Source organism: Ruegeria sp. THAF33, from assembly GCF_009363615.1.
Taxonomy (GTDB): domain Bacteria; phylum Pseudomonadota; class Alphaproteobacteria; order Rhodobacterales; family Rhodobacteraceae; genus Ruegeria.
Genome location: NZ_CP045384.1, coordinates 2,517,805 through 2,540,616, shown reverse-complemented (window position 1 = coordinate 2,540,616; position 22,812 = coordinate 2,517,805). Strand labels below are relative to the sequence as shown.

At 58.4% G+C, this 22,812-nt stretch carries 30 protein-coding genes; 15 read left to right on the top strand and 15 right to left on the bottom strand.

Features of this window, described 5'->3' with window-relative positions; translation table 11 throughout:
• Positions 1–141: 141 nt before the first annotated feature.
• Positions 142–861 carry a response regulator gene (locus tag FIU92_RS12685; protein ID WP_152458959.1) on the bottom strand — a complete coding sequence of 240 codons (720 nt, stop codon included), beginning with the start codon at positions 859–861 and terminating at the stop codon, positions 142–144.
• Positions 862–997: 136 nt separating this feature from the next.
• Here FIU92_RS12685 and mce point away from each other — a divergent pair, with 136 nt between their 5' ends.
• Together mce and FIU92_RS12675 are read left to right on the top strand one after the other, a co-directional pair.
• The gene (mce, locus tag FIU92_RS12680; RefSeq protein WP_152458958.1) at positions 998–1,402 is read left to right on the top strand and encodes a methylmalonyl-CoA epimerase; all 405 of its coding nucleotides are present in this window, start codon (positions 998–1,000) and stop codon (positions 1,400–1,402) included.
• A 23-nt stretch (positions 1,403–1,425) separates the two neighbouring features.
• Positions 1,426–1,698, top strand: coding sequence for a DUF1467 family protein (locus tag FIU92_RS12675; protein ID WP_117867937.1), 273 nt, complete (start codon positions 1,426–1,428; stop codon positions 1,696–1,698).
• A gap of 6 nt (positions 1,699–1,704) precedes the next feature.
• Here the strand turns inward: FIU92_RS12675 and FIU92_RS12670 are convergent, their stop codons facing one another.
• Both FIU92_RS12670 and FIU92_RS12665 read right to left on the bottom strand, forming a co-directional pair.
• On the bottom strand, positions 1,705–2,403 hold the full coding sequence (locus FIU92_RS12670; protein WP_172978491.1) for an EI24 domain-containing protein: 699 nt from the start codon (positions 2,401–2,403) through the stop codon (positions 1,705–1,707).
• Positions 2,400–2,978, bottom strand: a complete 579-nt coding sequence (locus tag FIU92_RS12665; RefSeq protein ID WP_152458957.1) for a nitroreductase family protein — start codon at positions 2,976–2,978, stop codon at positions 2,400–2,402. The genes FIU92_RS12670 and FIU92_RS12665 overlap by 4 nt, the downstream gene beginning before the upstream one ends.
• A 135-nt stretch (positions 2,979–3,113) precedes the next feature.
• Here FIU92_RS12665 and FIU92_RS12660 point away from each other — a divergent pair, with 135 nt between their 5' ends.
• On the top strand, positions 3,114–3,389 hold the full coding sequence (locus tag FIU92_RS12660; RefSeq protein WP_152458956.1) for a DUF167 domain-containing protein: 276 nt from the start codon (positions 3,114–3,116) through the stop codon (positions 3,387–3,389).
• Here the strand turns inward: FIU92_RS12660 and FIU92_RS12655 are convergent.
• The gene (locus FIU92_RS12655; protein ID WP_152458955.1) at positions 3,377–3,625 is read right to left on the bottom strand and encodes a hypothetical protein; all 249 of its coding nucleotides are present in this window, start codon (positions 3,623–3,625) and stop codon (positions 3,377–3,379) included. The two genes, FIU92_RS12660 and FIU92_RS12655, sit on opposite strands and share 13 nt — an antisense overlap.
• A 120-nt stretch (positions 3,626–3,745) precedes the next feature.
• Here FIU92_RS12655 and FIU92_RS12650 point away from each other — a divergent pair, with 120 nt between their 5' ends.
• From FIU92_RS12650 to FIU92_RS12630, 5 genes are all read left to right on the top strand, one after another.
• Positions 3,746–4,453: a M48 family metallopeptidase gene (locus tag FIU92_RS12650; protein WP_152458954.1), complete on the top strand. Its 708-nt coding sequence runs from the start codon at positions 3,746–3,748 to the stop codon at positions 4,451–4,453.
• Complete coding sequence (locus tag FIU92_RS12645) at positions 4,450–4,818, top strand: YigZ family protein (protein ID WP_152458953.1); 369 nt, start codon at positions 4,450–4,452, stop codon at positions 4,816–4,818. The genes FIU92_RS12650 and FIU92_RS12645 overlap by 4 nt, the downstream gene beginning before the upstream one ends.
• 69 nt (positions 4,819–4,887) lie before the next feature.
• Positions 4,888–5,139 carry a DUF6455 family protein gene (locus tag FIU92_RS12640; protein ID WP_152458952.1) on the top strand — a complete coding sequence of 84 codons (252 nt, stop codon included), beginning with the start codon at positions 4,888–4,890 and terminating at the stop codon, positions 5,137–5,139.
• Positions 5,140–5,153: 14 nt separating this feature from the next.
• On the top strand, positions 5,154–5,423 hold the full coding sequence (locus tag FIU92_RS12635) for a DUF6455 family protein (protein ID WP_152458951.1): 270 nt from the start codon (positions 5,154–5,156) through the stop codon (positions 5,421–5,423).
• Positions 5,423–5,683, top strand: coding sequence for a DUF6455 family protein (locus FIU92_RS12630; RefSeq protein ID WP_152458950.1), 261 nt, complete (start codon positions 5,423–5,425; stop codon positions 5,681–5,683). Before FIU92_RS12635 ends, FIU92_RS12630 begins: the two co-directional genes overlap by 1 nt.
• On the opposite strand, the gene FIU92_RS12625 is transcribed toward FIU92_RS12630, so the two are convergent.
• Positions 5,684–5,926, bottom strand: coding sequence for a CDGSH iron-sulfur domain-containing protein (locus FIU92_RS12625; protein ID WP_152458949.1), 243 nt, complete (start codon positions 5,924–5,926; stop codon positions 5,684–5,686).
• 229 nt (positions 5,927–6,155) lie between these two features.
• Here FIU92_RS12625 and FIU92_RS12620 point away from each other — a divergent pair, with 229 nt between their 5' ends.
• Positions 6,156–6,344 carry a hypothetical protein gene (locus FIU92_RS12620; protein WP_050604769.1) on the top strand — a complete coding sequence of 63 codons (189 nt, stop codon included), beginning with the start codon at positions 6,156–6,158 and terminating at the stop codon, positions 6,342–6,344.
• A gap of 136 nt (positions 6,345–6,480) precedes the next feature.
• Here the strand turns inward: FIU92_RS12620 and FIU92_RS12615 are convergent, their stop codons facing one another.
• Entirely contained in the window at positions 6,481–6,840 is a 360-nt protein-coding gene (locus tag FIU92_RS12615; protein WP_152458948.1) for a hypothetical protein, read from the bottom strand.
• Positions 6,841–6,952: 112 nt separating this feature from the next.
• Positions 6,953–8,341 carry a 30S ribosomal protein S12 methylthiotransferase RimO gene (gene rimO, locus FIU92_RS12610; protein WP_152458947.1) on the bottom strand — a complete coding sequence of 463 codons (1,389 nt, stop codon included), beginning with the start codon at positions 8,339–8,341 and terminating at the stop codon, positions 6,953–6,955.
• A gap of 40 nt (positions 8,342–8,381) precedes the next feature.
• Here rimO and FIU92_RS12605 point away from each other — a divergent pair, with 40 nt between their 5' ends.
• A complete protein-coding gene (locus FIU92_RS12605; protein WP_254705308.1) occupies positions 8,382–10,391 on the top strand; it encodes an AsmA family protein in 2,010 nt (669 codons plus the stop codon).
• 47 nt (positions 10,392–10,438) lie between these two features.
• Here FIU92_RS12605 and FIU92_RS12600 read toward each other — a convergent pair whose 3' ends face one another.
• From FIU92_RS12600 to FIU92_RS12585, 4 genes are read right to left on the bottom strand one after another with little or no spacing between them, the layout of a single operon-like run.
• Positions 10,439–11,935, bottom strand: coding sequence for a phosphomannomutase/phosphoglucomutase (locus FIU92_RS12600; protein WP_152458946.1), 1,497 nt, complete (start codon positions 11,933–11,935; stop codon positions 10,439–10,441).
• Between the two features lie 15 nt (positions 11,936–11,950).
• Positions 11,951–12,784, bottom strand: a complete 834-nt coding sequence (kdsA, locus tag FIU92_RS12595; protein ID WP_152458945.1) for a 3-deoxy-8-phosphooctulonate synthase — start codon at positions 12,782–12,784, stop codon at positions 11,951–11,953.
• A 5-nt stretch (positions 12,785–12,789) separates the two neighbouring features.
• The gene (locus tag FIU92_RS12590; protein ID WP_152458944.1) at positions 12,790–14,367 is read right to left on the bottom strand and encodes a capsule biosynthesis protein; all 1,578 of its coding nucleotides are present in this window, start codon (positions 14,365–14,367) and stop codon (positions 12,790–12,792) included.
• Complete coding sequence (locus tag FIU92_RS12585) at positions 14,345–15,004, bottom strand: ABC transporter ATP-binding protein (RefSeq protein WP_152458943.1); 660 nt, start codon at positions 15,002–15,004, stop codon at positions 14,345–14,347. The genes FIU92_RS12590 and FIU92_RS12585 overlap by 23 nt, the downstream gene beginning before the upstream one ends.
• Positions 15,005–15,229: 225 nt before the next feature.
• Between FIU92_RS12585 and FIU92_RS12580 the strand changes: the two genes are divergently transcribed.
• The gene (locus FIU92_RS12580) at positions 15,230–15,841 is read left to right on the top strand and encodes a uracil-DNA glycosylase family protein (protein ID WP_253283471.1); all 612 of its coding nucleotides are present in this window, start codon (positions 15,230–15,232) and stop codon (positions 15,839–15,841) included.
• Positions 15,834–16,622, top strand: a complete 789-nt coding sequence (locus FIU92_RS12575) for an SseB family protein (protein ID WP_152458942.1) — start codon at positions 15,834–15,836, stop codon at positions 16,620–16,622. The genes FIU92_RS12580 and FIU92_RS12575 overlap by 8 nt, the downstream gene beginning before the upstream one ends.
• A gap of 60 nt (positions 16,623–16,682) precedes the next feature.
• Here the strand turns inward: FIU92_RS12575 and yghU are convergent, their stop codons facing one another.
• Positions 16,683–17,561 carry a glutathione-dependent disulfide-bond oxidoreductase gene (gene yghU / locus FIU92_RS12570; RefSeq protein WP_152458941.1) on the bottom strand — a complete coding sequence of 293 codons (879 nt, stop codon included), beginning with the start codon at positions 17,559–17,561 and terminating at the stop codon, positions 16,683–16,685.
• Positions 17,562–17,796: 235 nt separating this feature from the next.
• Between yghU and FIU92_RS12565 the strand changes: the two genes are divergently transcribed.
• Positions 17,797–18,315, top strand: coding sequence for a YHS domain-containing (seleno)protein (locus FIU92_RS12565; RefSeq protein ID WP_152458940.1), 519 nt, complete (start codon positions 17,797–17,799; stop codon positions 18,313–18,315).
• 49 nt (positions 18,316–18,364) lie between these two features.
• On the opposite strand, the gene FIU92_RS12560 is transcribed toward FIU92_RS12565, so the two are convergent.
• Both FIU92_RS12560 and metF read right to left on the bottom strand, forming a co-directional pair.
• Positions 18,365–19,030, bottom strand: a complete 666-nt coding sequence (locus FIU92_RS12560) for a J domain-containing protein (RefSeq protein ID WP_152458939.1) — start codon at positions 19,028–19,030, stop codon at positions 18,365–18,367.
• Positions 19,031–19,260: 230 nt separating this feature from the next.
• Positions 19,261–20,127: a methylenetetrahydrofolate reductase [NAD(P)H] gene (gene metF / locus FIU92_RS12555; RefSeq protein WP_152458938.1), complete on the bottom strand. Its 867-nt coding sequence runs from the start codon at positions 20,125–20,127 to the stop codon at positions 19,261–19,263.
• Between the two features lie 94 nt (positions 20,128–20,221).
• Here metF and FIU92_RS12550 point away from each other — a divergent pair, with 94 nt between their 5' ends.
• Entirely contained in the window at positions 20,222–21,127 is a 906-nt protein-coding gene (locus FIU92_RS12550; protein WP_152459911.1) for a LysR family transcriptional regulator, read from the top strand.
• A gap of 98 nt (positions 21,128–21,225) precedes the next feature.
• Positions 21,226–22,011, top strand: coding sequence for an inositol monophosphatase family protein (locus FIU92_RS12545; RefSeq protein ID WP_152458937.1), 786 nt, complete (start codon positions 21,226–21,228; stop codon positions 22,009–22,011).
• An 18-nt stretch (positions 22,012–22,029) separates the two neighbouring features.
• On the opposite strand, the gene FIU92_RS12540 is transcribed toward FIU92_RS12545, so the two are convergent.
• Complete coding sequence (locus tag FIU92_RS12540) at positions 22,030–22,773, bottom strand: rhomboid family intramembrane serine protease (RefSeq protein WP_152458936.1); 744 nt, start codon at positions 22,771–22,773, stop codon at positions 22,030–22,032.
• Between the last annotated feature and the right edge of the window lie 39 nt (positions 22,774–22,812).

The window sequence follows — 22,812 nt, the reverse complement described above, 5'->3', positions numbered from 1 at the left end:
TTTCACGCAGGCAGCGTGTGTCAGTCCAGCGGGTCTTTCAGATCGGTTCGGTTGACGCGGATGGAACGCGCGGCCTGCCGTGTTTGGCGGTACAGCCAGATGCACAAAAGGGTTGCAGTGATGAAATACGCTGTCACCATTTCAAATCGCCTCTCGCTGTTCCAGTCGGTTCTGCACCATCCCGGCAACCTGCGCCGCCTGCGCCATGATCGGCGTCCCGTTCGCGCGTGACAATGCCAGCTTTCGCGCTGCTTCCGCCAAGGGCCTGTCATTTGCCTCGCGCGCGACGCCGTGCAGGAACTGTGCGGCGTAGTCCAATGTACTGTGATCGTTGGGACCTGCGAGCACATCGGCGATATGGGCCATGTCGTCCTGATAAGCCAAAGGGTCCGGGCGAATGATTTCATCGCGCACGGCATGAAGCCCGCTGGGCCGCCGGTCCTCTGGCAGGCGTTCCAGAATGGATTTTTGAAAATGTGACATTGATTTTAGCGGCTTGGACAAAAACCCATCCGCGCCGGCCGCCAGAGCCATGTCTTCGCTGCCGTCATCGCCCGAAAGGCCCATGATGACACTGATACGGGGCGTGGCCTCGGCCAATTCGGCGATCAGGTCGGCGCCGGAACCGTCCGGCAGGCCCATATCGACCAGGATGACCGAAGGCCGATAGATCTGTAGGTGCCTTCGGGCCGATTTCAGGCAATCCGCACGGCGAATGCGCGCGCCGCTGTGTAGGCACATCAGGCGGATGGCATCGCAAGCGTACCGGCTGTCTTCGACAACCAATATGGTCTGACCCAGCAAGGGTCGAGTCGCGGTGGGCGCGGCGGTGGTGGTGGCAAGTAGGCCCGAATCGTCCATGGCAGCTCTCCTATGCAGCAGATGCTTCACGCTAGGAACTTCTGGCTAACACGACGTTAACGCGCGATTTGGCGCACTTGTCCTTTGGCGGATCAGCCCCCATAACCCATGCAACGCAGGACAGCAGGAGTGAGACATGATTGGACGTCTGAACCACGTCGCCATCGCCGTACCGGATCTTGAGGCGGCGTCCGAGCAATACCGCAACGCGCTGGGCGCCAAAGTCGGCGCGCCGCAGGACGAGCTGGATCATGGTGTCACGGTCGTGTTCATCGAACTGCCCAACACCAAGATCGAACTTCTGTATCCGCTGGGTGACGACAGCCCGATCAACGGGTTTTTGGAAAAGAACCCGGCCGGCGGCATCCACCATGTATGTTACGAGGTCGAGGATATCATCGCGGCCCGTGATCATCTGAAAGCGACCGGAGCCCGTGTTCTGGGATCAGGTGAGCCCAAGATCGGTGCGCATGGTAAACCGGTTCTGTTTCTGCACCCCAAGGATTTCAACGGCTGCCTGGTCGAGCTGGAGCAGGTATAACCCCCAACCCCGGAGGGCCTGAAATGACCATTACTGCCGCGCTGGTGTTGTTCGCCGTCATCTGGTTCATGACGTTGTTGGTGGTGCTGCCCATTCGCATCAAAACCCAGGGCGATCTGGGTGACATCGTTCCCGGCACGCATGCGGGCGCGCCGGAAGTGCATCACATGAAAAGAAAGATGTGGATCACCACCGGTATCTCTGTGGTTCTGTGGGCGATCATCGCCGGAATCATCCTGTCGGGCGTGATCTCGGTGCGGGATTTCGACTGGCTGAACCAGTTGGAGCCAAGGTAATCCCCGTCAGGCCTTTTGGCCTGACAAGGCGTGATAGATATGGGTGAACGTGGCGGCCCCGAGGATCGGGATCACCAGGTTCACCAGCGGCACTGAAAGCGGAATGGCCATCAATGTGCCAGCCACCCAGATCGTCTTTGAATGTTTGGCCCGCAGCTTGCGCGCGCCGTCGCGCCCGATCCTTCGCATCGCGGCAAGGGTAAAGTATTCACGCCCCAGCAAAAATCCGTTCATCGCCCAGAAGATGAAAGGCGCAAGCGGGGTGAAAATCGCATAGAGGATCAGCGCCAGCAAGTTTGCCACAATCAGAACGCCAAGGAAGCTGAGACCGTCCATAAGCGCCTCTGAGGCCGGGATGCGCCGTGCGGGTGGCAACGCCGGAAAATGCTTGTCCTCAACCGCCTGTGCCACCTCGTCCAGAAAGATCGAGGTGATGGCCGACGCGACCGGCACCATCAGAAAAACGGGCAGGATCAGGACGAGCACGATACCGGAATAGTTCAGAACGTCGTTCAGCCACGGCACAGCTCCCACAAACGGCAGTGAGATTTCGCTGCCTGACAGCCAGTTGATCAACCAGATCGCACCTGCACAGGCCAGAACCAGCAGCAGAATGGTCAGACCCACGCCGCGCAGCAATACGGCGCGAAACCTGGGGTCTCCGGTCTGGCCAAGTGCGCTGAAAAAGGCGTTCAGGATGATCATTCCGAAACCCACTCTGTCAACGCGGCCACGTCGGGCCGCGGGCGTTCCGGCGGGGTAGCTCCCTCGGTGGCGATATGAATCAAACCGGCCACGCGTTCGTTTTCGGCAAGCCCGAAAGCATCGACACAGAATTCGCGATCATGTGTTTGCCAACCCGACAGCCAATTGGCGCCCCAGCCCGCAGCCAGCGCGGCATTCAGCAGCGCCAGACAGACCGCGCCAGCAGAGTAGGATTGTTCGATGGCCGGAATCTTTTCGGATTGTTTGCGAACCTCGATGACCGCGACGGCCAGATGCCCCATATCGAACTGGCTGCGCGCCTTGGCGATGTCTTCCGGGCTTTTGTTCAGCCTTTGTCCGCAGGCCTCGGTCAGGGTCGCCAGGCGTGGCATGGCGCCCTTTTCCAGAACGATAAACCGCCAGGGCTCCAGTTTGCCGTGATCGGGGCTGCGGGCTGCGGCCGTCAGCAACGGCAGCAACTCTTCCCGGGTTGGGGCCGGAGCAACCAGTGTCTTGGCCGGCCGGGACCGGCGCGACTGCAAAAACTCCAGAGCGGCGGGGTTTTTCAGGGACATATGTTAACTTCCTTTACATCGGGACTCTGTATCTTGGTCGGTATTCTGCCCGTTTCAAGGGCACGCCAATGGATTGCGTGGATCAATTTCATTACGACGTGCTTCGTGCAAGACTTTGAGAAAAAAGAGGAGACAATGGCGAAACCCAAACTGCGCGATCTGCCGGATCTCAGCGCGATGGCGCAGGCCGGGGCCGTTTTCAAACTGAAGGTGACGCCCAAGGCGGCCCGCGATCGGGTGAGCGTCGAAGACGGGCAGTTCAAGGTATCCGTTACGGCCCCGCCGGAAAACGGTAAGGCCAACAGGGCCGTGCAGTTGCTGCTTGCAGAATGTCTTGGCGTCGCGCCCTCGACCCTGACGCTGAAGCAGGGGCAAGCCGCACGGATCAAGCTGTTTTCCTATGACCCCTGAGGTCCGGTTTCGCGAATTTGATAAACACCTTCGGGCAGATCCAGCGCGGCCGCCAGATCCCGCACCTGCTCGGGCGACAACGTGATCTTCTGTACTTGATCGGTGCGGGGATCAAGTTGTTCCAGCGTGACGCATTCCGCGAAATTGTTGATCACCACATCTTCTTGCAAAGGTTGTTCGCCTTCGTCCACAAGCGTAATGACCGTCGAGTCGAATTCATGCTCAATCGTAAACATGAGGCCAGAGTGCAAGCCGCCGGGGCGCAATGCAAGCCGTTCGTTGAACCGGCGGTGTGGTTTCGCCGGTACGGTCGTACTATGTTGAAATCACGGCCATTCGGTCTCAAAGGATATGACATGCACAGATGGTTTGTTTTATTGCTGTCCCTGCTGCTTGCGGCATGTGGAGAGGGGGCCTTGCGCGTCCAACCCGCCGAGGAATGGCTGGGGGATGAGCCTGAGGCCGAACCGATGGTGCAAACCTTCCGAGAGGTCAGTCGGGCCGTTGGGGCTGAAGCCCGCAGACAGTGTCTGAAACAGACGACCGGGCAGAATTGCGACTTTCGGATTCTTGTCGACTTGAACCCACAGGCTTCGGTCAATGCATTCCAGACGCTGGATGAGAACAAGCAGCCGGTGATCATATTCACCCGCTCGATGATCGAATCCACCCAGAACGCGGATGAACTGGCGTTTGTCATGGGGCATGAAGCAGCGCACCACGTGTTGGGGCATATCGCCAGGCAGAGTGAAATCGCCAGCGCCAGCGCGGCTGAGTTCGGGCGGGTGGCAGAGTTGCGCGGCGGGGACGCCGCCGCCATTGAAGAGGCGCAAAAGCTGGGCGCGCAGGTCGGCGTTCAGGCTTATGTGAAAGACTTTGAGCTGGAGGCAGACCAGTTGGGAACCATCATCACGTATAATGCGGGATACAATCCGTTGGTCGGGGCAAGGTTCTTTGATCGCATCCCGGATCCCGGTGACAGGTTTTTGGGAACCCACCCACCAAATGCACAACGTGTGCAGATCGTGCGGGAAACAGCAGAGCAATTGGGTTTGTCCCAATGAGCCGACTCACATGCCTGGGTGTCGTCCTGACGGATCGCGGCTCGAAATACGCGGTGTCTGGGGCGCAGGTCACGACGCGGGCTGAAATCGACGCGGTTCTGAACGATTTGAAATCCGACAAGAGCTATGCCAAGGCCACGCACAACACCTGGGCTGCGACTTTGCCGACCGGCGCGTTGAAAGCTGACGACGGGGAAAGCGGCGCGGGCATGGTGATCCTTCGGATGATCGAACGCGCCGGGCTGAAAAATCACTTAATAGTCGTGACGCGCTGGTATGGGGGCAAGAAATTGGGCGGGGACCGCTTTCGCCGTGTTCAGGATGCCACGAGGGCCTATCTGGATCACATCGGCGTCCAATCTTGACCTGAGTCAATGTTTGCCTTCGCGGATGCGCTACCCTTTGGACACAGCGTGAAAGCGAAAGGAAACAGCATGCCCACACACGAGACCCTTCGGCTGCATGCCGGATTGGTGGACGATATGGCCAGAATGCTGGACATTGATCTTGAGGAAGCCGCCATTGATGGTTCCGTTTCCGTGGACCAGATCTCTGATGCTGTTTTGCGCTGTACCGACTGCCCGAACCCGGATCACTGCAAAAGTTTGCTGAACGATCCCGGATCTGCTCGGCGTACGCCCGAATACTGCCGAAATCAGGAATTGCTTCACAATCTCCTGCCTTGACACAAAGGTCTGCCATGACACATCTGGGCGAAATCATGACCCATCTGCGCTTGGTGTTGCGTATGGGGCAAGCAACCGGAACCGACTTGGCCGCGGCCTATCGGAAAGGTCATCTGAAACAGGAAGAATGGGCTGAAATCGTGCAGCAGTGTCGCGGCTGTTCCTGGGCCAAGGACTGCCCGGAATGGTTGGAACGGCGTGAGCAGGTTGAACAGGCGCCGTCGACATGCCCGAATCGCAAATACTTTGCAGCCCTCAAAACCAAGCAGGTGGAGAACGCTTGATGTCTCAGGTCGCGTTAGGGGAAATCGAAAAGCACTTTTGGCTTACACGCTCGGTTTCACGCTGCATGGGCATTTCAATGACCGAAGCGATGGCCGAAGGACGTCTTTCACCCGAAAAATACGCCGAGCTTGTCACACGGTGCCGCGCTGCCGGATGTGATGTGCAATGCGAGTTTTGGCTTGCCCGGCAACAGGGCACAGCGACCACTGCCCCGGATTTTTGCCCCAATGCCGAGATACTGAATGGGTTGAAAACCTGATCAAAGCCCGTTGTGCGTTCCGTCGCACAAAGGCGGTTTCGAACTGTGTTTGCAGCCACAAAAGAAGACCTTTTTGCTGCTTTCCGCAGTATATTTCACAGGCTCTAACCCGGTGCCTTTGTGCGATCCGTCGCAAAACGGCTGGCGGCTGGATTTGCCGCAGGCGCACCAGAAATAGGTTTTCCCTTCGACGACCTCGACCGGAAATGGCGATTTCTGGGCAACAATGGGCGCGTTTGACATATGGCTTCTCCGTCTTTGGCTGAATTTGCTGCAACAGTTTAGGGCGCCGGAGTCAGAAGAATAGGTTTCACGCCTCAAAGAACATCATTGCGCCATTGGATTGGCATGGATTCGCTGTGACTCACGAAGACGTGATCGATTCAGTTGCCAGATTGTCGTTCAGCCCGTATTCTTAACTTGGCCCCGAAAAGCTGGGCAATATCAGAAAAGTAATAAAGGATTGACGGACATGAAACTGAAACTCGCTGCCGTTGGCGCATTTGCACTGATCCTGACTGCCTGTGCGCAGCAGGAAGAACCGACACCTGTTTACGTTCAGCCCAGCTATGACAAAGCCGGCACACCCAGCTGTCCGGGTGGTTATCAATTGGCCACAACCGAGGCTGGCCAGACGGTCTGTGACCCAATCACTCAGTAAGCCATTCGCAGGCGGCCCGGACCTGGACCGCCTGTACGCTTTCGGGAAAAACCGTCACCAGTTGTGGCGGTTTTTTCTTGCCTGCGATTTCGCGGCTATCGGACAGGTTGCGTTCTTCGTGTTGCGTGAACCCTGTTTAGTGCCTTTTGAAGCCGTAGGTACGCTTGAACTTGAATGACTTGAATTTCTGTCGTTTGACCGACCTGTAGGGGATATGCCCGAGGACACGCCGTTTGGGAGCGGTGTATCGATAAACCGGGGCCGGCTTTTTGATATGCGCCTTGGGCCGCTTGACATGTGACTTGGCCTTCGGGGCCACGTAATACCGGTTTATCTTGTGACGGCCGTTTTTGTGAAAGCTTAGATGTTTGCCGCCAACCGTAATGAATCCGGCAGAGCCGACCTGTGTAGGCTGGGCGTAACCGGGGGTGGCCACGAAATGCGCGGCCATCAGGAAAACCACGCAATTCAGGCCAAGCTTGAAGATACGAGACATGAAAACCTCCATGATTGGCTTTCAGTCCAAGATCGGGTCTGACCGCGTGTTCGGCCAATAAACTCGGTTCACGCTTTGCCCATATGCCGTGTGCTCGACGCGGTGTCGGACCTTAGACAGGCTTGCCCCACAAATCGTATTCTCCGGCCTCGTCCACTTCGACCGTGACGATGTCACCGGGCCTGAGGTTTTCAAACCCCTCATCGATGAACAGGTTGCCGTCGATCTCGGGCGCGTCTGCTTTGGTGCGGCAGGTGGCGGCCTCGTGATCGACCTCGTCCACGATCACCTCAAGCGTCTGTCCGACCTTTGCCCGCAACTTGGCCTCCGAGATCGCCTGTGCCTTTTCCATGAAGCGATCCCAGCGTTCCTGCTTGATTTCTGCCGGGACGTGATCGGGCAGGTCATTTGACCGCGCGCCATCGACGTTTTCATATTGAAAACACCCGACACGTTCCAACTGCGCCTCGTCCATCCAATCCAGCAGGGTCTGGAATTCCGACTCCGTCTCACCCGGATAGCCGACGATAAAGGTCGACCGCAGGGTGATATCCGGGCAGATCGCGCGCCAGGCCTTGATTTCATCCAGCGTTCTGGCCGACGCGGCCGGGCGGGCCATGCGTTTCAGCACATCCGGGTGGGCGTGTTGAAACGGGATATCCAGATAAGGCAGCACGTTGCAACCGGCATCCGCCATCAGCGGAATCAGGTCCCGCACATGCGGGTAGGGATAAACGTAATGCAGGCGAACCCAGGCATCGAGCTGCCCCAACTCGCGCGCCAGATCGGTGATATGGCTGCGCACATCAACATCTTTCCACGGGTTGATGTCGTATTTCCGGTCCAAGCCATAGGCCGAGGTGTCCTGCGAAATCACCAGCAGCTCACGCACGCCGTTTTGCACCAGCTTTTCCGCCTCGCGCAGAACCGCATGCGCCGGGCGGCTGGCCAGTTTTCCGCGCATGTCGGGGATGATGCAGAACTTGCACTTGTGGTTGCAGCCTTCGGAAATTTTCAGATAGCTGTAATGGCGCGGCGTCAACTGCACGCTGCTGGCGGGCAACAGGTCCACGAAAGGATCAGGATCGGGGGGCACGGCGGCATGCACCGCATCCAGCACCTGCTCGTATTGGTGTGGGCCGGTGACAGCCATGATGCGGGGGTGATGTTCGCGAATGTAATCCGGCTCGGCCCCCAGACAGCCGGTCACGATGACTTTGCCGTTTTCCACCAGCGCCTCTCCGATCGCGTCCAGCGATTCCGCTTTGGCGCTGTCGAGGAACCCGCAGGTGTTCACGATGACAGCATCGGCCCCGGCATAATCTGGCGAAATGCCGTATCCTTCGGCACGTAGCCGGGTCAGAATGCGTTCACTGTCGACCAACGCCTTCGGGCAGCCCAACGACACCATGCCGATGGTCGGCTGGTTCGATTGGGGTGTCTCGGTGATCCGGGCAGAAGGTGCCAGGTCGGGGCGGAGGTTCGGCGGGTTTGTCGTCATGCGCGGCATATAGTCGGGAAAGCTTGCCCTTGCAAATGTGATGCGTGATTTGAATGATCACGGCAATGACAAGCCAAAAGGCGGAGAGCAGAATATGAAATGGCTGATGCGCATCCTGTTTATCGTTGTCGCCGTGATCGCGTTGATCATTGGCGCACTGTTGCTGATGCCGGGGGAAAAGCTTGCCGCGATTCTGGCCGAGCAGGTCAAGGCCCAGACCGGGCGTGATCTGACGCTGACCGGTGATGTGCGCATTTCCTTCTGGCCGGTGGTCGGGATGGAAACCGGACCGGTGCGTTTCGGCAACGCAAGCTGGGCCGGACCGGAGCCGATGCTCAGCGCGGATAGCCTGGCCGTCGGAGTGGACACTGCCGGGCTGTTGAATGGGGATCTGCGGATAAAACGAGTTTTTGCAGACAATCCCGTGTTGCGGTTGGAACGATCAGATGGGCGCGGCAATTGGGAGTTGAGCGCCCCGACAACCGCGACAACTGCGGTCGCGACCGGGGGCACCACACCCGCTGAGCCCTCGGGGCAGGTCACGCTGGATCAGCTGGAGCTGACAAATGCACGGCTGATTTACGTGGAAAATGGTTCGACGCAGATGGATTTCTCGGACGTGACGCTATCTGCAAGCTGGCCCGAGGTGGCGGCCCCGTTGGTGATGGAGGCCGCCATGCCAGTGCCTGGAGGGGCGGTTCAGGTTGACCTGAAAATCCCGGACTTACCGGCATTTGCGGCGGGGTCAGTGACTGATCTGGAACTGGCTTTGACGGCCCCGGGCGGAGAGATCGGATTTGACGGGCGCGTCAATCTTGCGGGTGAAATGGATGGAACGACCAAGGTGGTGACGCGGGACACGGAAAGGATGCTTGCCGCCTTCGGTCAGGCTGGCACATCCGTACCGCCCGGATTGGGCAAGACTGCCGACATTTCAGCCCATATGACGTATACGCAGGACGGCCGGATTTCCATGCGGAACATGGTTGCGCAATTGGATGACAACCGGTTCGTGGGCGAGGCGGATATCACCATCTCGGACCCGCCGCGTATCGTGGCCCGTCTGGAAGCCGGTGATTTGGATCTGTCGCGGGTTTCCGAAACCGCTTCTGCCTCAGGCGGTACGTCTCAGGCAAACGCTCCTGCACCTGAGGGGTGGTCGAAGGACCCTATCGACGCGTCTGCTCTGGCATTGGCGAACGGTAAGATCCGCCTGACGGCGAACTCGATCGCCGTGCCCGGGATGACGTTCGGCAAAAGCGATCTGACCCTGTCGCTGGATCGGTCGCGGGCCGTTCTGGAAATGCACCCGGCCACGCTGTTTGCGGGTCAGTTGCACGGTCAGGTGGTGGCCAACAACCGCAACGGCCTGTCGGTCGGCGGCAACGTGACCGCCACCGGGATCGATCTGAAACAGGCACTGACCACGATGGCCGGGGTCAAACGCCTGTCGGGAACCGCTGCGGGAGCGTTTGGGTTTCTGGGCGTCGGCCAGTCCGAGGATCAGATCATGCGGTCCCTCAGCGGCAAAGGAAATCTGGATGTCGGTCCCGGAGTGATTTCCGGGCTCGATCTGGACCGATTGATGGGGCAGGGCACCGGATCAGGCGGAACCACCGTGTTCAACAGCCTAACGGCCAGTTTCACCATCGACCAGGGCGTGTTGACGAACAGCGACCTGCTCATGTCACTGAAGAATTTCCGCGCAGATGGCACCGGTACAGTGGATCTGGGAGCTCGCAACATCGACTATCTGTTCACGCCCGTGGCGCTGCGTGCCAATTCCGGGCAGGGGATATCGGTTCCCGTTCACGTCAAAGGCCCCTGGAGCGATCCGGCGATCAAGCCGGACCTGACCAAGGTGATCAAGGCGGCCGCGGATGTGAAGGTCAAGGAACTGGAAGACGACGCCAAACAGAAGGTTTTTGAAAAGGTCGGCAACGAATTGGATACGACGATCACCGACAGTGATCAGATCGAAGACGCCATCAAGGACAAACTTGAAGAAGAGGCAAAAAAAGGTCTGCTCAAATTATTCGGCGGCGACTGAGCAACCATCGTGCTTGGGGCATCGGGATATGCCCCAAGCAGTTGTGTTCAGATGGTTTGGTCGTAATCGCCGACACCGGGCTCGGTTCGGATGACGGCGTCTAAGTCCGCGAAGATGGCGCGCATCTCAGCCTCGCTTTCGCTGCTTTCACAGACAACGACCAGATTGGGGGTATTGGACGAAGCCCGCACCAGGCCCCAGCTGCCGTTGTCCAGAATCACGCGTGCGCCGTTCACCGTGACCACTTCTTTGATCGCACGGCCAGCGAGTGTTTCGCCCGCATCTCCCTTGGCGACCAGCTTGTCGACCAGCCGCTGAAGGATATCATATTTCTCGGTATCGGCGGCGTGTGGTGACATCGTGGGGGTGGACCAGGTCTTGGGCAGGGCCTTGCGCAGGTCCGACATGCTCTTGCCCGGGTTGCGGTCCATCAGTTTGCAGATTTCGACTGCGACACGCATTCCACAGTCGTACCCACGCCCGATCGGTTCGGCCAAAAAGTAGTGGCCTGATTTTTCGAACCCTGCCAGTGCCCCGATTTCGTTGACGCGGCGCTTCATGTGGCTGTGGCCGGTCTTCCAATAATCGGCTTTGACGCCCAGGGCCTGCAACTCGGGGTCGCTGGCGAACAGACCGGTGGATTTCACATCCGCAACAAAGGTCGATCCGGGGTGAAGCTTGGCCAGATCACGCGCCATGATCACGCCAACTTTGTCGGCAAAGATCTCCTCACCCTCGTCATCGACGACGCCGCAGCGGTCTCCGTCACCGTCAAACCCAAGCGCCAGATCGGCTCCGCTGGATTTCACCGTGGCGGCCATGTCGTGCAGCATCTCCATGGCTTCCGGGTTCGGGTTGTAGTTGGGGAAGGTATAGTCCAGCCGGTTATGGCTGGGAACGACCTCAACCCCGATCCGTTCGAAAATCTCGGGCGCAAAGGCCGAAGCCGTGCCGTTGCCTGTTGCGCAGACCACTTTCAGCGGGCGGGACATTTTGAAATCGCCGACCAGGTCGTCGATATAGGCCTCTTTGACGCCATCGACGAACTCGTACGAGCCGCCTTCGCGCGCGACGCCCTCGCCGTTCAGAACGATGTCACGCAGTTCCGACATCTCATCCGGGCCATGGGTCAGCGGGCGGTCAAAACCCATTTTGACCCCGGTCCAGCCGTTCGGGTTGTGGCTGGCGGTGACCATGGCCACTGCGGGCACATCCAGATGGAACTGCGCAAAATAGGCCATGGGGCTGAGCGCAGGGCCGATGTCTTTGACACGGATACCAGCCTGCATCAGGCCCAGCATCAGGGCATTTTTGATCGCCAATGAATAGTCACGATAGTCGTTTCCGACTGCGATCACAGGCTCGATCCCGCGCCTGTGCATCTGTGTGCCAAGCCCCAGCCCAAGCGCGGTCATTCCGGGCAGGTTGATCTCTTCAGGATATTTCCAACGGGCATCGTATTCACGGAACCCGGTGGGCGTGATCATCGCGTCGCGCAGAAAGTTCCAGCTGTTGGGTGTTACCTCGGTGAGGGGTTTGATCATAAGAAATCTCAATCTTTAAATCTGAATCGGATTCGCTTTAGCAAGCGCATCAAATCGCATCAATGTGTCAACAAGTTGGGACATTTGGTCGAGCGGGATCATATTTGGCCCGTCCGATGGGGCCGAGTCCGGATCCTGATGGGTTTCAATGAACACGGCCCCAACACCCAGAGAAACCGCGGCGCGGGCCATCACGGGTGCAAATTCGCGTTGTCCGCCCGAAGACCCGCCCTTGCCTCCGGGTTGCTGCACGGAATGGGTGGCGTCCATCACCACCGGATACCCGGTCTTCGCCATTTGGGGCAGCGCACGCATATCGGCAACCAGCGTGTTGTAGCCAAATGAGGTGCCACGTTCGGTCAGCAGGATATTCTGATTTCCGGTGCTTTCGATTTTGTCGACGATGTTGGTCATTTCCCAAGGTGCAAGGAATTGCCCCTTTTTCACATTGACCGCTTTGCCGGTGTTCCCGGCCGCCAGCAGCATGTCGGTCTGACGGCACAGGAATGCCGGAATTTGCAGAACGTCCACCGCCTCGGCGGCGATGGCGCATTGCGCTTCGGTATGAACATCGGTCAGAACCGGGATACCCATCGTTTTGCGGATGTCATCCAGTACGTTCAGCCCCGCATCGATGCCCATGCCACGCTTGCCCGACAGGGATGTTCGGTTCGCCTTGTCATAAGACGCCTTGAAGACGTATTGCGCCCCGGCTGCGTCGCAGGCTTCTTTCATCTTGCCCGCAATCATCTGCGCATGGTCTGCCGTTTCAAGCTGACATGGCCCAGCTATGATGGTCAGCGGAAGGTCGTTGCCGACTGTCAGGTCGGAGATTTTAACATGTTTCATGAGTTTTATGAGGATACCTGTTCACGAAGGACCGACGCGGTAAGCGAGATCATCAGGTAGATACCAGCAAACAACAGGAATGCCAAAATCGTATTTTCGAACTTGCGCGGATAACTGGGTTCCTGACTGGGAACGGGGTTGACCGAGACGGTCAGATAGCGCACCTGCCGGTTGGCTTCGGACCGGGTCGCTTCCATTTGCTGCATTGCCGTTTGCAGCATCATGTCACGCGCCGCCAGGTCCGCCTGCGCGATCTGGATACGCACGCTCAGCCGCGCCAGCGAGTTTTCGCCGTCCGAGGCATCCTGCATCTCGGCATTCAGTTCTCTCAGAACCTTTTCCAGGCGGGCGATATCTGCCTTGACGCCATCAACCTTTGCCTTGTTCGGGCGCAGGTTGTCCTGAAGCGCGGCGAGCTCAAGCTCTTTGTCCTGAACCAGTATTTCGATTTCGTTGATGCGGGCTCGCAGGCTGGCAATGACGTTTTCGGGGTCAAGAACCGCGCCCTGAAGCTGAAGCTCGATCAACTCTTCCTGAGCCTGCCTGCGCGCTTCCTGCGCCGCTTCGAAACTTTGCAGCGCGTCGCGCATCTGGTCTTCACGTTTTTTTCCGGACAAGGCATTCACCCTGTCTTCGGCATAAGAGATCAGGCGCTCGGAAAATTCGGTCGATGTCTGCGCGTCGGGGGCGGCAACCTCCATCCGAATGACCCCTTCGGTCGGGTCATAGCCGATGGTGATCATGCGTTTGAACAGCTTATAGGCGTCTTCAAGCGAGGCGTCCGGTGCCAGTCTTTGAATAGGGTCGATCCATTCCTGCTTGAAGACATCAGAAAACCCGGCATCGCGGTCCAGCAACAGCAAAGCTTCTTTCGATTCCAGAAAGGACTGAACCGAGATCGAATCCTGCGTGGTGGCGAATTGCGTCCCGGCAAGCAGACCGCCGATATTGCCCGGTCCGCCATCCGCTTGCAGAATCAGGAATTCGGAATCGCTGGCATACATCGGCGTGGCGATGCGGTAGAAATAGAAGCCGACAATGAAGGTCGGCAGGAACACAAATGCTGCCAGACGCGCAAACAGTCCAAACAATTTACGCTTGCGACGGCGGGCGATGTCTTTTTGGATTTGGCCAATTTCAAAATTGCGCCGCTCAGCCGGGCTGAGCTCGGGCCCGGGCAGGTTTGTTTTCTCTGCACCCATGGCCTGCGGCAGTTGAACGTTGATCCTGTCCTTGGGTTTGTCACCCTCGTCCGACGGCCTTGCGGCGGCAAGGTCCAGAAGATTGGTGCGCTGGAAGGGGTCGATGCCCTTTTTGCGCAGCAATCGCACCGCGTCATAGTCCGACGTCGCGGCCAGACCGTGTTTCTGCGCTAGACGTCGTGCGATACGCAATTGACGGCCCGTCAGGCCTTCGCGCTTGATGTCATCCAGCTGCGTGCCGGGCTGCGCTTCGCCGGCGGCCTCGGGGCCCTGCGTCGCGTTGCGAATACGCGAGATGGCGTCCGATCGCGCCTCGGCCGAACTTTCCGTCTGGCGTCTGCGGCGCCAGTTGTATTTTCTAACCTTGGGTTTCGTAGTCATAAAGCTGCTTTGCCTCTTCCAAGGAGTCAAACATATACAATTGCCCGTCCAGAAGTACGGCCGCTTTCTGGGCGAATTTCTCCAACACGGACGGGCTGTGCGATACGATCACCAAAGTCGTCGTGCGCAACCTTTCCTTCAGGATCGCCCCTGCCTTTTCGTTGAATTCGACATCTGTTGTTGCCGGCATCCCTTCGTCGATGAGATACATGTCAAAGTCCAGCGCCAGCATCAAAGAAAAGGTGAAACGCGCCCTCATCCCAGAGGAGTAAGTGGCAAGGGGCTGGTCGAAATATTCGCCCAGACCGCAGAGCCATTTGCAGTAGGCCTCGATATAGTCGGGGTCCATACCGTAGATCTTGGCGATGTAGCGCGCGTTCTCAAGCGCTGACAGTTTTCCCGACACGCCACCGGTGAACCCCATGGGGAAAGAAACCCGGCATTCGCGACGGACCACGCCTTCGTCGGGTTTCTCCAGGCCGGCCATCATGTTGATCAACGTGGTTTTTCCGGTTCCGTTCGGGGCCAGAACGCCCAGTGAGGTGCCCAGTTCGACCCGAAACGAGACCCGATCCAGAATCACCTTGCGGCGCGTTCCGGTCCAGAAGGATTTGCTGACGTTGTCGAATTCTAGCATTCGGGGTCTGCTGCTCGTTTCGTTCGTGTTGTCGCACTTGCGGGCGGCCAGAAAGGGTATTTTTTTACCGTCCCATGTTGGCTACATTATGTCGAATAATGAAACAAATGATCAATGCGGTCCGGTTGCGCGCATGAATGTCTGATTGGGTGCAGCAAAGGTTATCGGTCACTTGGTGCCGCGTCAGGTCGTTATTATCTGTTTTGGCAGCCAACAACAGACCGGATGGGCAGGGGCCTTCAGGATCAGATGAACGCGTTACGTCAGGAAATCCGCGCCTGCCGCTTGTGTGCCGACAGGTTCGCGCAAACAGAAACCGCACACGAGCCGCGCCCGGTGGTCTGGTTCCGCCCCGGAACACCGATCCTTGTCGCGGGGCAGGCACCGGGCGCCCGTGTGCACGAGTCGGGGCGGCCCTTCACCGACCCGTCCGGCGACAGGCTTCGGCACTGGCTGGGGATTGGTGAGTCGGTTTTTTACGATCGCGACCGTGTTTCGATCGTACCGATGGCGTTCTGCTTTCCTGGGTATGATGCGCGCAATGCTGATCTTCCGCCACCTGCGATTTGCCGCAAGACCTGGCACGACCGGGTGATGCAGGACCTGGGGCGTGTGCCGCTGACCGTGTTGGTCGGAGGTCATGCACACAAGTTTCATCTTGGCGCGCGCGGGTCGGTGACGGACACCGTTCGCAACTGGCGGGACCATGCGCCGCGGGTCTTTGCCTTGCCTCACCCGTCCTGGCGCAATACGGCATGGTTGAAGAAAAACCCGTGGTTCGAGGCTGAACTGCTGCCTGTTTTGCGTACACGGGTCCAAGAGGTGCTGAATGACTGAATCCACGGCGTTGGACACCGCGCATGCCGCGATGCAGGCGGACCCGACAAGTGATGCCGCCCGTCTGCGTTTCTTTGAACGGCTTGCCGATAGCGAGCTGTTTCTGATGCTGACCGAAGAAGCGCGGGACGAAAATATCTCGCCCGAATTGTTCGATGTGGCTGACGGGCGCTTTGTTCTGGCTTTTGATCGTGAGGACCGGCTGGCGCAGTTTGCCGGGCGGCCCGTGCCTTATGTGGCGCTGTCGGGGCGGGTGCTTTCGGGGATGCTGTCGGGGCAGGGCATCGGGCTTGGTCTGAACCTGGAGACTGCGCCATCTTCTATGCTGGTCCCGGCGGAAGCCTTGGAATGGTTAGCTGAAACGTTGCAGCACAGCCCGCAAGAGGTCGAGGAAGAGCTTGCCGAGTTTTTACCCCCTGCCGGTCTGCCGCAGAACCTGCTGACCGCGCTGGATACGAAACTAGCGACGGCGGGCGGACTTGCCAGCGCAGCCTATCTGGTTGCCACCAAGTCCAAATCGGGCGCGCAGGGCCATCTGTTGGGATTTGTCGATGCGATTGAAGGGGCCGAGCCCGCTTTGGCCAAGGCCGCGTCCGAGGCGCTGACCTTTTCCGGGATTGAGGCAGGCGCGATGGATGTCGGGTTTTTCACCGCAAGCGAGGCCGCCGCCGCGCTTCTGGCCAAGGTGGGCCTTCGGTTTGATCTGCCGCAGCCGCAAATTGCCGGAGCGGTCCGCGAAGCCCCCGGCAGCAATCCGGACAACCCACCCATTCTGAAATAACCATCCAAATGCAAACACGCGGCACAAGCTGCACCGCGTGTCGTTGCGCCTGGGATATGTTTATTCCGCCGCCGCTTCCAGCTTGTCCTGCGTGCGGGTTTCGAAATCGCTGGCGTCGTGGCGTTCGTGAAGCTGCGTGTGCGGCTCGCCAAAGGCGCGGTTGACCATGCGGCCACGCTGAACCGCAGGGCGCGCGTCGATTGCCTTGGCCCATCGCATGACGTTCTTGTAGGATTCCACGTCCAAGAACTCTGCCGCGCTGTAAAGGCGGCCCAGAACCAACTGGCCATACCAGGGCCAAATCGCCATGTCGGCGATTGAATAGTCTTCGCCCGCTATGAAGGTTTTCTCCGCCAGTTCACGATCCAGAACATCCAGTTGGCGCTTGGTCTCCATAGCGAAACGGTTGATCGGGTATTCCCATTTCTCGGGTGCATAGGCGTAGAAATGCCCGAATCCACCGCCCAGATACGGCGCGCTGCCCATCTGCCAGAACACCCAGTTCATCACCTCGGTCCGCTCGGGGCCGGATGCGGGCAGAAACGCGCCGAACTTTTCAGCCAGATGGAACAGGATCGAGGCACTTTCAAAAACACGAACAGGTTTGTCGCCCGACCGATCCCAAAGCGCGGGGATTTTCGAGTTCGGGTTGGCCTCGACAAAGCCCGAGCTGAATTGGTCGCCTTCTCCGATGTTGATCAGCCAGGCGTTGTATTCAGCGCCTTCATGACCAAGTGCCAACAGCTCTTCCAGCATCACCGTGACTTTCACGCCATTAGGTGTCGCGAGCGAATACAGCTGAAGAGGATGCTGTCCGACCGGCAGGTCCTTGTCATGGGTCGCGCCGGCGATCGGCCGGTTGATGTTGGCGAATTGTCCGCCACTTTTACTGTCCCAGGTCCAGACCGTTGGAGGGGTATACGAGGATTGGTCGCTCATCACTTGCCTTTCTTGCCTATGTCAGGGCTGCCATACAGCTAATATTGCAAACCGCCGAGTCCAACCCTACTCAACTGGCGTATTCTGTAACAATCCGCCGCCAAACTCTCACGTTTTCTCGTGTCGGGTCACAGCGGCGTTAGGGGGACTACGCACCGCTTGGGAATCGCATATTGTCCTGTCAGACCTGCCGCAAGGCATCACGGATTTAGTTGACCCAAAAAGGATGAACGACATGAAACGCTTTGCATTGACACTCGCTGCGGCCATAGCGCTGGCGGTTCCGGCTTTGGCCGGCCCTCAATATATCGACGGCACAGGTTTTGCTGTTTCGGGTTATGATGTCGTTGCCTATCGCAGCCTGGATCAGATGCCGGTGGGCCAGTCGCAGCCCGAAGGTGTGCGCGGAAATGCCAACATCACCGCCGAATACAACGGTGCGACCTGGGCTTTTGCGACCGAGGAAAACCGCGACAAATTTCTTGAAAACCCAGCATACTACGCGCCGCAATATGATGGGCACTGCGCTTACGGCGTGTCGCGTGGTGGCAAGGTTCCGGCAAATCCGAACCTGTGGCGGATCGTGGATGACAAGCTGTATCTCAACATCACCGACGTGGTCGTCGGATTTTTCGAGGAAGACATTCCAGGCAATATCAATCTTGCCGAAGGAAACTGGCCCGGTATCGAACCAAGCGACGCTTCGACCAATGTGATCCCGAAATTCACGTCGGAAGGCCCGGTTTCAAACTGATCCGGCATCAAAAGAACCAAGCCCGGCTGGTCCAGCCGGGCTCAGGCCGTTACCCCGCAAGCCAGAATTGATCCCGAATATCCTGATCGGCATCAAACCTGATCCGCACACTTTTGGCCCCCGGAAACTTCCGTTCGCGGATCGTATCAGGGATGATGACTTCTCCGGCGCCGGTGTCTTTTGACTGAAAGCTCAGAATTTCAGCCTCGGTGTGGCGCGCGTTGGTCAGGACGGTCGTTGGCAAGGCCACGCGATTTGCCCCATGATGCACGGGCGTGGTGACAAAATAGGTCAGATGCCGCCCGTAACACCCGACCGCGTCGGGAACGTGATCCGAGACACATGCATCAGATGTGTCCTGAGTATCGGCTTCATCGTGCATTTGCGGCAACCTCTGGTCGGGATTCAAAATCGCCTTGCAGGCGGCGATATCTTCCAGCGGAAGTTCGATGATGCGCTTTTTCAAACGGGGGCGGCGCGGTTGCGGAGGGCCGGAACTGGCACCACCTTTTGTAACCAACCCTTCCTTGCGCAGAAAATCATAAGCCGCTTTGGCGCGCGAAAAACCGGAACTGTCCCCATCCGTATGATCGGGATGTGAATGGAAGGCGATCTGCCTCCAGGCGTCCCTGATCTCTTGGGAACCGGCGCAGGGACTCAACCCCAGATCCGCCAACGCATCCGCGCGCGCCCGCACTTTATCGACAGGTTCCATACTCAAAACACTCTTTACAAACTACACAGAACCAGTGTGGTCACAGTCATAGTTTTGTCAAATTTCAGGGATGATTTGCCGGGCTGGGGACAACAATCGCGATGCTGAGATTCAATTGTCCCTCAAAGGCACCGTTTTACGGGCGGGGTTGTGAAACAGTGCACATCTTCTGAAACGACAAACGCCCGGGCGTAAACGTAACCCGGGCGAATCATTGGGCTTTTTGAAAGTCAGGCGACGTTTTCCAACTCAACGCTCGGTGTAATGCCCAGTGCAAAGCAGACATCGCGCGTCAGTTCGGGACGGTTCAGTGTATAGAAGTGCAGCTTGTCCACGCCGCCTTCGATCAGGTCTGAACACAGCTCTGTGCAGATTGCCGTGGCCAACAGATCCTCACGCCCATCGCGCACCGCCTTTTCAAACGCCTGTTCGACCCACAGGGGAATATGCGTGCCACAGCGCTTGGCGAAGTTGCGAGCACCTGCCCAGTTCTCGATCGGCAAGATGCCAGGCACGATCGGTTTGTCGATACCGGCCTTGGCGCAAGCATCGCGGAACCGAAAAAAGGTTTCGGCTTCGAAGAAGAACTGTGTCAGCGCTTCGTCTGCGCCTGCGTCCAGCTTGGCCTTCAGCCAGTCCACATCCGCAGCCATGTTTGCAGCCTCGGGATGGGTGTCGGGATAGGCCCCGACACGGATGCTGAACATTTCGGTTTCGGCCAGAGCCTCGATCAGTTCGACTGAACTGGAAAACCCGTCGGGGTGCGGCACAAACTTGTCCTGACCCTTTGGCGGGTCGCCGCGCAGGGCGACGATGTCCTGCACGCCGGCGCGGGCAAAGGTGTCTGCGATCTCCAGCGTTTCCTGCCGCGAAGCATCGACACAGGTCAGATGAGCGGCCACGTTCAGGCCCGATGACTTGTGCAGGGTCGAAACCGCGTCGCGTGTCAGTTCACGCGTCGTGCCACCAGCGCCGTAGGTGACGGAAACAAAGCGGGGATCCAAAGGGGCCAATGTCTGGACCGTGTCCCAAAGGCGGAAAGAGGCTTCCAAAGTTTTGGGCGGAAAGAACTCGAAGGAAATTTCAGGTTTGGACATCGTGGCCTCACTGGATCAACTGAGCCTCTTGTGCCATGGCGAGCATTGTGAAACAAACTCATATTACTCAACAACAACATGAATGCTGTTTGAAATGCATATTGAATTCCGGCACCTGCGCACCATCAAGGCGATCCATGAATGCGGCGGGCTGGCCCGCGCTGCGGATCAGTTGAACATCACCCAGTCCGCATTGAGCCATCAAATCAAAGGGTTGGAGGATCAGGCCGGGGTCGAGCTGTTTCTGCGCCGCTCCAAACCCATGAAACTGTCGGCTGCCGGTTTGCGCCTGTTGCGATTGGCCGAGCAGATTCTGCCGCAGGTCGAAGCCGCCCAGAATGAATTTTCTTCGCTGCGGGACGGGCGCACAGGGCGGATGCATATAGCCATCGAATGCCACGCCTGTTTCGAATGGCTGTTTCCGGTGCTCGAATCTTTCAGGAAGTCCTGGGGCGACGTTGATGTCGATATCCGCCCCGGTCTGGCCTTCGACGCGCTTCCGGCCTTGCAGAAAGAAGAGGTCGATCTGGTGGTCTCGTCCGATCCCGAAGACCTGCCGGGCGTCGAATTTGTCGAACTTTTTGATTATAACGCGGTGTTTGTGGCCGCTTCGACCCATCCCCTGGCCAAGAAAGACTATATCGAGGCCGAGGATTTTCGCGGCCAGACCCTGATCACCTATCCGGTGGAACGCACGCGTCTGGATGTGTTCAGCCAGCTGTTGATCCCGGCGCGGGTTGAGCCTGCAACGATCCGGCAGGTGGAACTGACCGCCGTCATTCTGTTGCTGGTTGCATCGAACCGGGGCATTTCAGTGCTGCCGGATTGGGTCGTGCGCGAGGTCAAATACAACTCGGACTACATCACCCGTCCCTTGACGAAAGAGGGTATTACACGGCGTCTCTATGCCGCGGTCCGGTCGGAAGATCTGGAGAAACCCTTTGTGCAGGAACTGGTGAAACTGGCCCGGGAAGAAGCGCGCAAGCTGCAATCCCAGTAACGGCGTTTCCTGCGGGTCTGTTATGCGCATCATTCCTCTTGGCAAGGGCGCATTGCGGCAGTATACGCGCGGTTTGACCGGACAGGAGCCTTTTGACAATGGTTGGCAGCGCAAATCTCAACATCATGATCAAGGCCGCGCGCAAGGCGGGGCGTTCTTTGGTCAAGGATTTCCGTGAAGTCGAGAATCTGCAGGTGTCGATGAAAGGCGCTGGTGATTTCGTCTCGAAGGCCGACATCGCCGCCGAAGCCATCCTGAAAGAAGAGCTGCTGGGCGCACGGCCGACCTATGGCTGGCTGGCCGAAGAGGGCGGCTCCATCGATGGCGAGGATCCGACCCGCCGCTGGATCGTCGATCCGCTGGACGGCACCACCAATTTCCTGCACGGCCTGCCGCATTGGGCGATTTCCATAGCCCTGGAACACAAGGGCAAAATCGTTGCCGGCGTGATCTATGACGCCGCCAAGGACGAGATGTTCTTTGCTGAAAAAGGTGAGGGCGCCTGGATGAACGACACCCGTATTCGCGCGTCGGGTCGTCATCGCATGATTGAATCGGTCTTCGCGACCGGTTTGCCCTTTGGTGGCCGCTCGGATCTGCCTGCGACTTTGCAGGATCTGGCGCGTCTGATGCCCGCCTGCGCCGGTGTGCGTCGTTGGGGCGCCGCCGCGCTGGATATGGCATACGTGGCCGCAGGCCGATACGAAGGCTTTTGGGAACGCCGCCTGAATGCTTGGGATCTGGCCGCCGGTGTGATCATCGTCAAAGAGGCTGGCGGCTTCGTGCAGGCGCTGAACCCTGAAGGCAACGTGCTGGAAGATGGTGAAGTGATCTGTTCAAACGAACCGATCTTCGATCAGTTCGCAAAGGTGATCCGGGGCTAGGCGCCCTTTGAACCGGCTTTAGCGGCGCGGAACGCGCGGAATGCGGGATTGTGACAACTTGTACTTCGCCTCCGGGTGGGGCGGATGTCCATGGGTTCGATCCCAGAACTGAATTCCGCCGCGTCTCAGCCACAGCGGTATGCACAGGATCAGGCCAACGGCAAACCCCCCGGTATGGGCCCAATAGGCGATGCCGCCTTCGTCCGGATTGCTGGTGACGCTGCCAAAGAACTGTATCGCCAGCCAGACGCCCAGCATGATGAAGGCGGGAATGGTAAAGACCCTGAAATAGACGACCAGGATCAGCAGGATATCGACCCGTGCTTTCGGGAACAGCAACAGATACCCGCCCATCACGCCCGCAATCGCGCCCGAGGCCCCAACAGTGGGAATTTGGGACTCGGGCCCGGTGATGACGTGAATCAGGCCCGCGCCGATTCCAGCCGCCATGTAAAACAGCAGGAAGGGCAGATGGCCCATCTCGTCTTCCAGATTGTCACCGAAGATCCACAGAAACAGCATGTTGCCCGCCAGGTGCATCCACCCCCCGTGCAGGAACATGGACGTCACGAGGGTTTCCAGCCCGAACCCGTCGCTGACCCGCGCCGGGATGATGGCGTAGTCGAAAAACAGCCTGCCGATCCGTGGCCCATCATCCATGATCCCAACATAGCTGAGGAAGATCAGGATATTGGCCGCCAGCAAGGCATAGACAACATAAGGTGTGCGCCCCGAGGGGTTATGGTCGCGGATCGGAAACATGCCGTGACGCTGGGCTTTTGTGCGTCCAGCGTCAAGGCA

Bases quoted from the DNA above. Each gene is read 5' to 3' on its own strand.
- FIU92_RS12630 (WP_152458950.1), top strand. From the start codon at position 5,423: ATGTCTCAGGTCGCGTTAGGGGAAATCGAAAAGCACTTTTGGCTTACA.
- FIU92_RS12545 (WP_152458937.1), top strand. From the start codon at position 21,226: ATGGTTGGCAGCGCAAATCTCAACATCATGATCAAGGCCGCGCGCAAG.
- FIU92_RS12685 (WP_152458959.1), bottom strand. From the start codon at position 861: ATGGACGATTCGGGCCTACTTGCCACCACCACCGCCGCGCCCACCGCG.
- FIU92_RS12675 (WP_117867937.1), top strand. From the start codon at position 1,426: ATGACCATTACTGCCGCGCTGGTGTTGTTCGCCGTCATCTGGTTCATG.
- FIU92_RS12575 (WP_152458942.1), top strand. From the start codon at position 15,834: ATGACTGAATCCACGGCGTTGGACACCGCGCATGCCGCGATGCAGGCG.
- FIU92_RS12540 (WP_152458936.1), bottom strand. From the start codon at position 22,773: ATGTTTCCGATCCGCGACCATAACCCCTCGGGGCGCACACCTTATGTT.
- FIU92_RS12615 (WP_152458948.1), bottom strand. From the start codon at position 6,840: ATGTCTCGTATCTTCAAGCTTGGCCTGAATTGCGTGGTTTTCCTGATG.
- FIU92_RS12580 (WP_253283471.1), top strand. From the start codon at position 15,230: ATGGGCAGGGGCCTTCAGGATCAGATGAACGCGTTACGTCAGGAAATC.
- FIU92_RS12635 (WP_152458951.1), top strand. From the start codon at position 5,154: ATGACACATCTGGGCGAAATCATGACCCATCTGCGCTTGGTGTTGCGT.
- FIU92_RS12655 (WP_152458955.1), bottom strand. From the start codon at position 3,625: ATGTTTACGATTGAGCATGAATTCGACTCGACGGTCATTACGCTTGTG.
- yghU (WP_152458941.1), bottom strand. From the start codon at position 17,561: ATGAGCGACCAATCCTCGTATACCCCTCCAACGGTCTGGACCTGGGAC.
- FIU92_RS12660 (WP_152458956.1), top strand. From the start codon at position 3,114: ATGGCGAAACCCAAACTGCGCGATCTGCCGGATCTCAGCGCGATGGCG.
- FIU92_RS12670 (WP_172978491.1), bottom strand. From the start codon at position 2,403: ATGATCATCCTGAACGCCTTTTTCAGCGCACTTGGCCAGACCGGAGAC.
- FIU92_RS12665 (WP_152458957.1), bottom strand. From the start codon at position 2,978: ATGTCCCTGAAAAACCCCGCCGCTCTGGAGTTTTTGCAGTCGCGCCGG.
- FIU92_RS12640 (WP_152458952.1), top strand. From the start codon at position 4,888: ATGCCCACACACGAGACCCTTCGGCTGCATGCCGGATTGGTGGACGAT.
- FIU92_RS12645 (WP_152458953.1), top strand. From the start codon at position 4,450: ATGAGCCGACTCACATGCCTGGGTGTCGTCCTGACGGATCGCGGCTCG.
- FIU92_RS12605 (WP_254705308.1), top strand. From the start codon at position 8,382: ATGCGTGATTTGAATGATCACGGCAATGACAAGCCAAAAGGCGGAGAG.
- FIU92_RS12550 (WP_152459911.1), top strand. From the start codon at position 20,222: ATGCATATTGAATTCCGGCACCTGCGCACCATCAAGGCGATCCATGAA.
- mce (WP_152458958.1), top strand. From the start codon at position 998: ATGATTGGACGTCTGAACCACGTCGCCATCGCCGTACCGGATCTTGAG.
- FIU92_RS12650 (WP_152458954.1), top strand. From the start codon at position 3,746: ATGCACAGATGGTTTGTTTTATTGCTGTCCCTGCTGCTTGCGGCATGT.
- kdsA (WP_152458945.1), bottom strand. From the start codon at position 12,784: ATGAAACATGTTAAAATCTCCGACCTGACAGTCGGCAACGACCTTCCG.
- metF (WP_152458938.1), bottom strand. From the start codon at position 20,127: ATGTCCAAACCTGAAATTTCCTTCGAGTTCTTTCCGCCCAAAACTTTG.
- FIU92_RS12625 (WP_152458949.1), bottom strand. From the start codon at position 5,926: ATGTCAAACGCGCCCATTGTTGCCCAGAAATCGCCATTTCCGGTCGAG.
- rimO (WP_152458947.1), bottom strand. From the start codon at position 8,341: ATGACGACAAACCCGCCGAACCTCCGCCCCGACCTGGCACCTTCTGCC.
- FIU92_RS12585 (WP_152458943.1), bottom strand. From the start codon at position 15,004: ATGCTAGAATTCGACAACGTCAGCAAATCCTTCTGGACCGGAACGCGC.
- FIU92_RS12590 (WP_152458944.1), bottom strand. From the start codon at position 14,367: ATGACTACGAAACCCAAGGTTAGAAAATACAACTGGCGCCGCAGACGC.
- FIU92_RS12560 (WP_152458939.1), bottom strand. From the start codon at position 19,030: ATGGAACCTGTCGATAAAGTGCGGGCGCGCGCGGATGCGTTGGCGGAT.
- FIU92_RS12565 (WP_152458940.1), top strand. From the start codon at position 17,797: ATGAAACGCTTTGCATTGACACTCGCTGCGGCCATAGCGCTGGCGGTT.
- FIU92_RS12600 (WP_152458946.1), bottom strand. From the start codon at position 11,935: ATGATCAAACCCCTCACCGAGGTAACACCCAACAGCTGGAACTTTCTG.
- FIU92_RS12620 (WP_050604769.1), top strand. From the start codon at position 6,156: ATGAAACTGAAACTCGCTGCCGTTGGCGCATTTGCACTGATCCTGACT.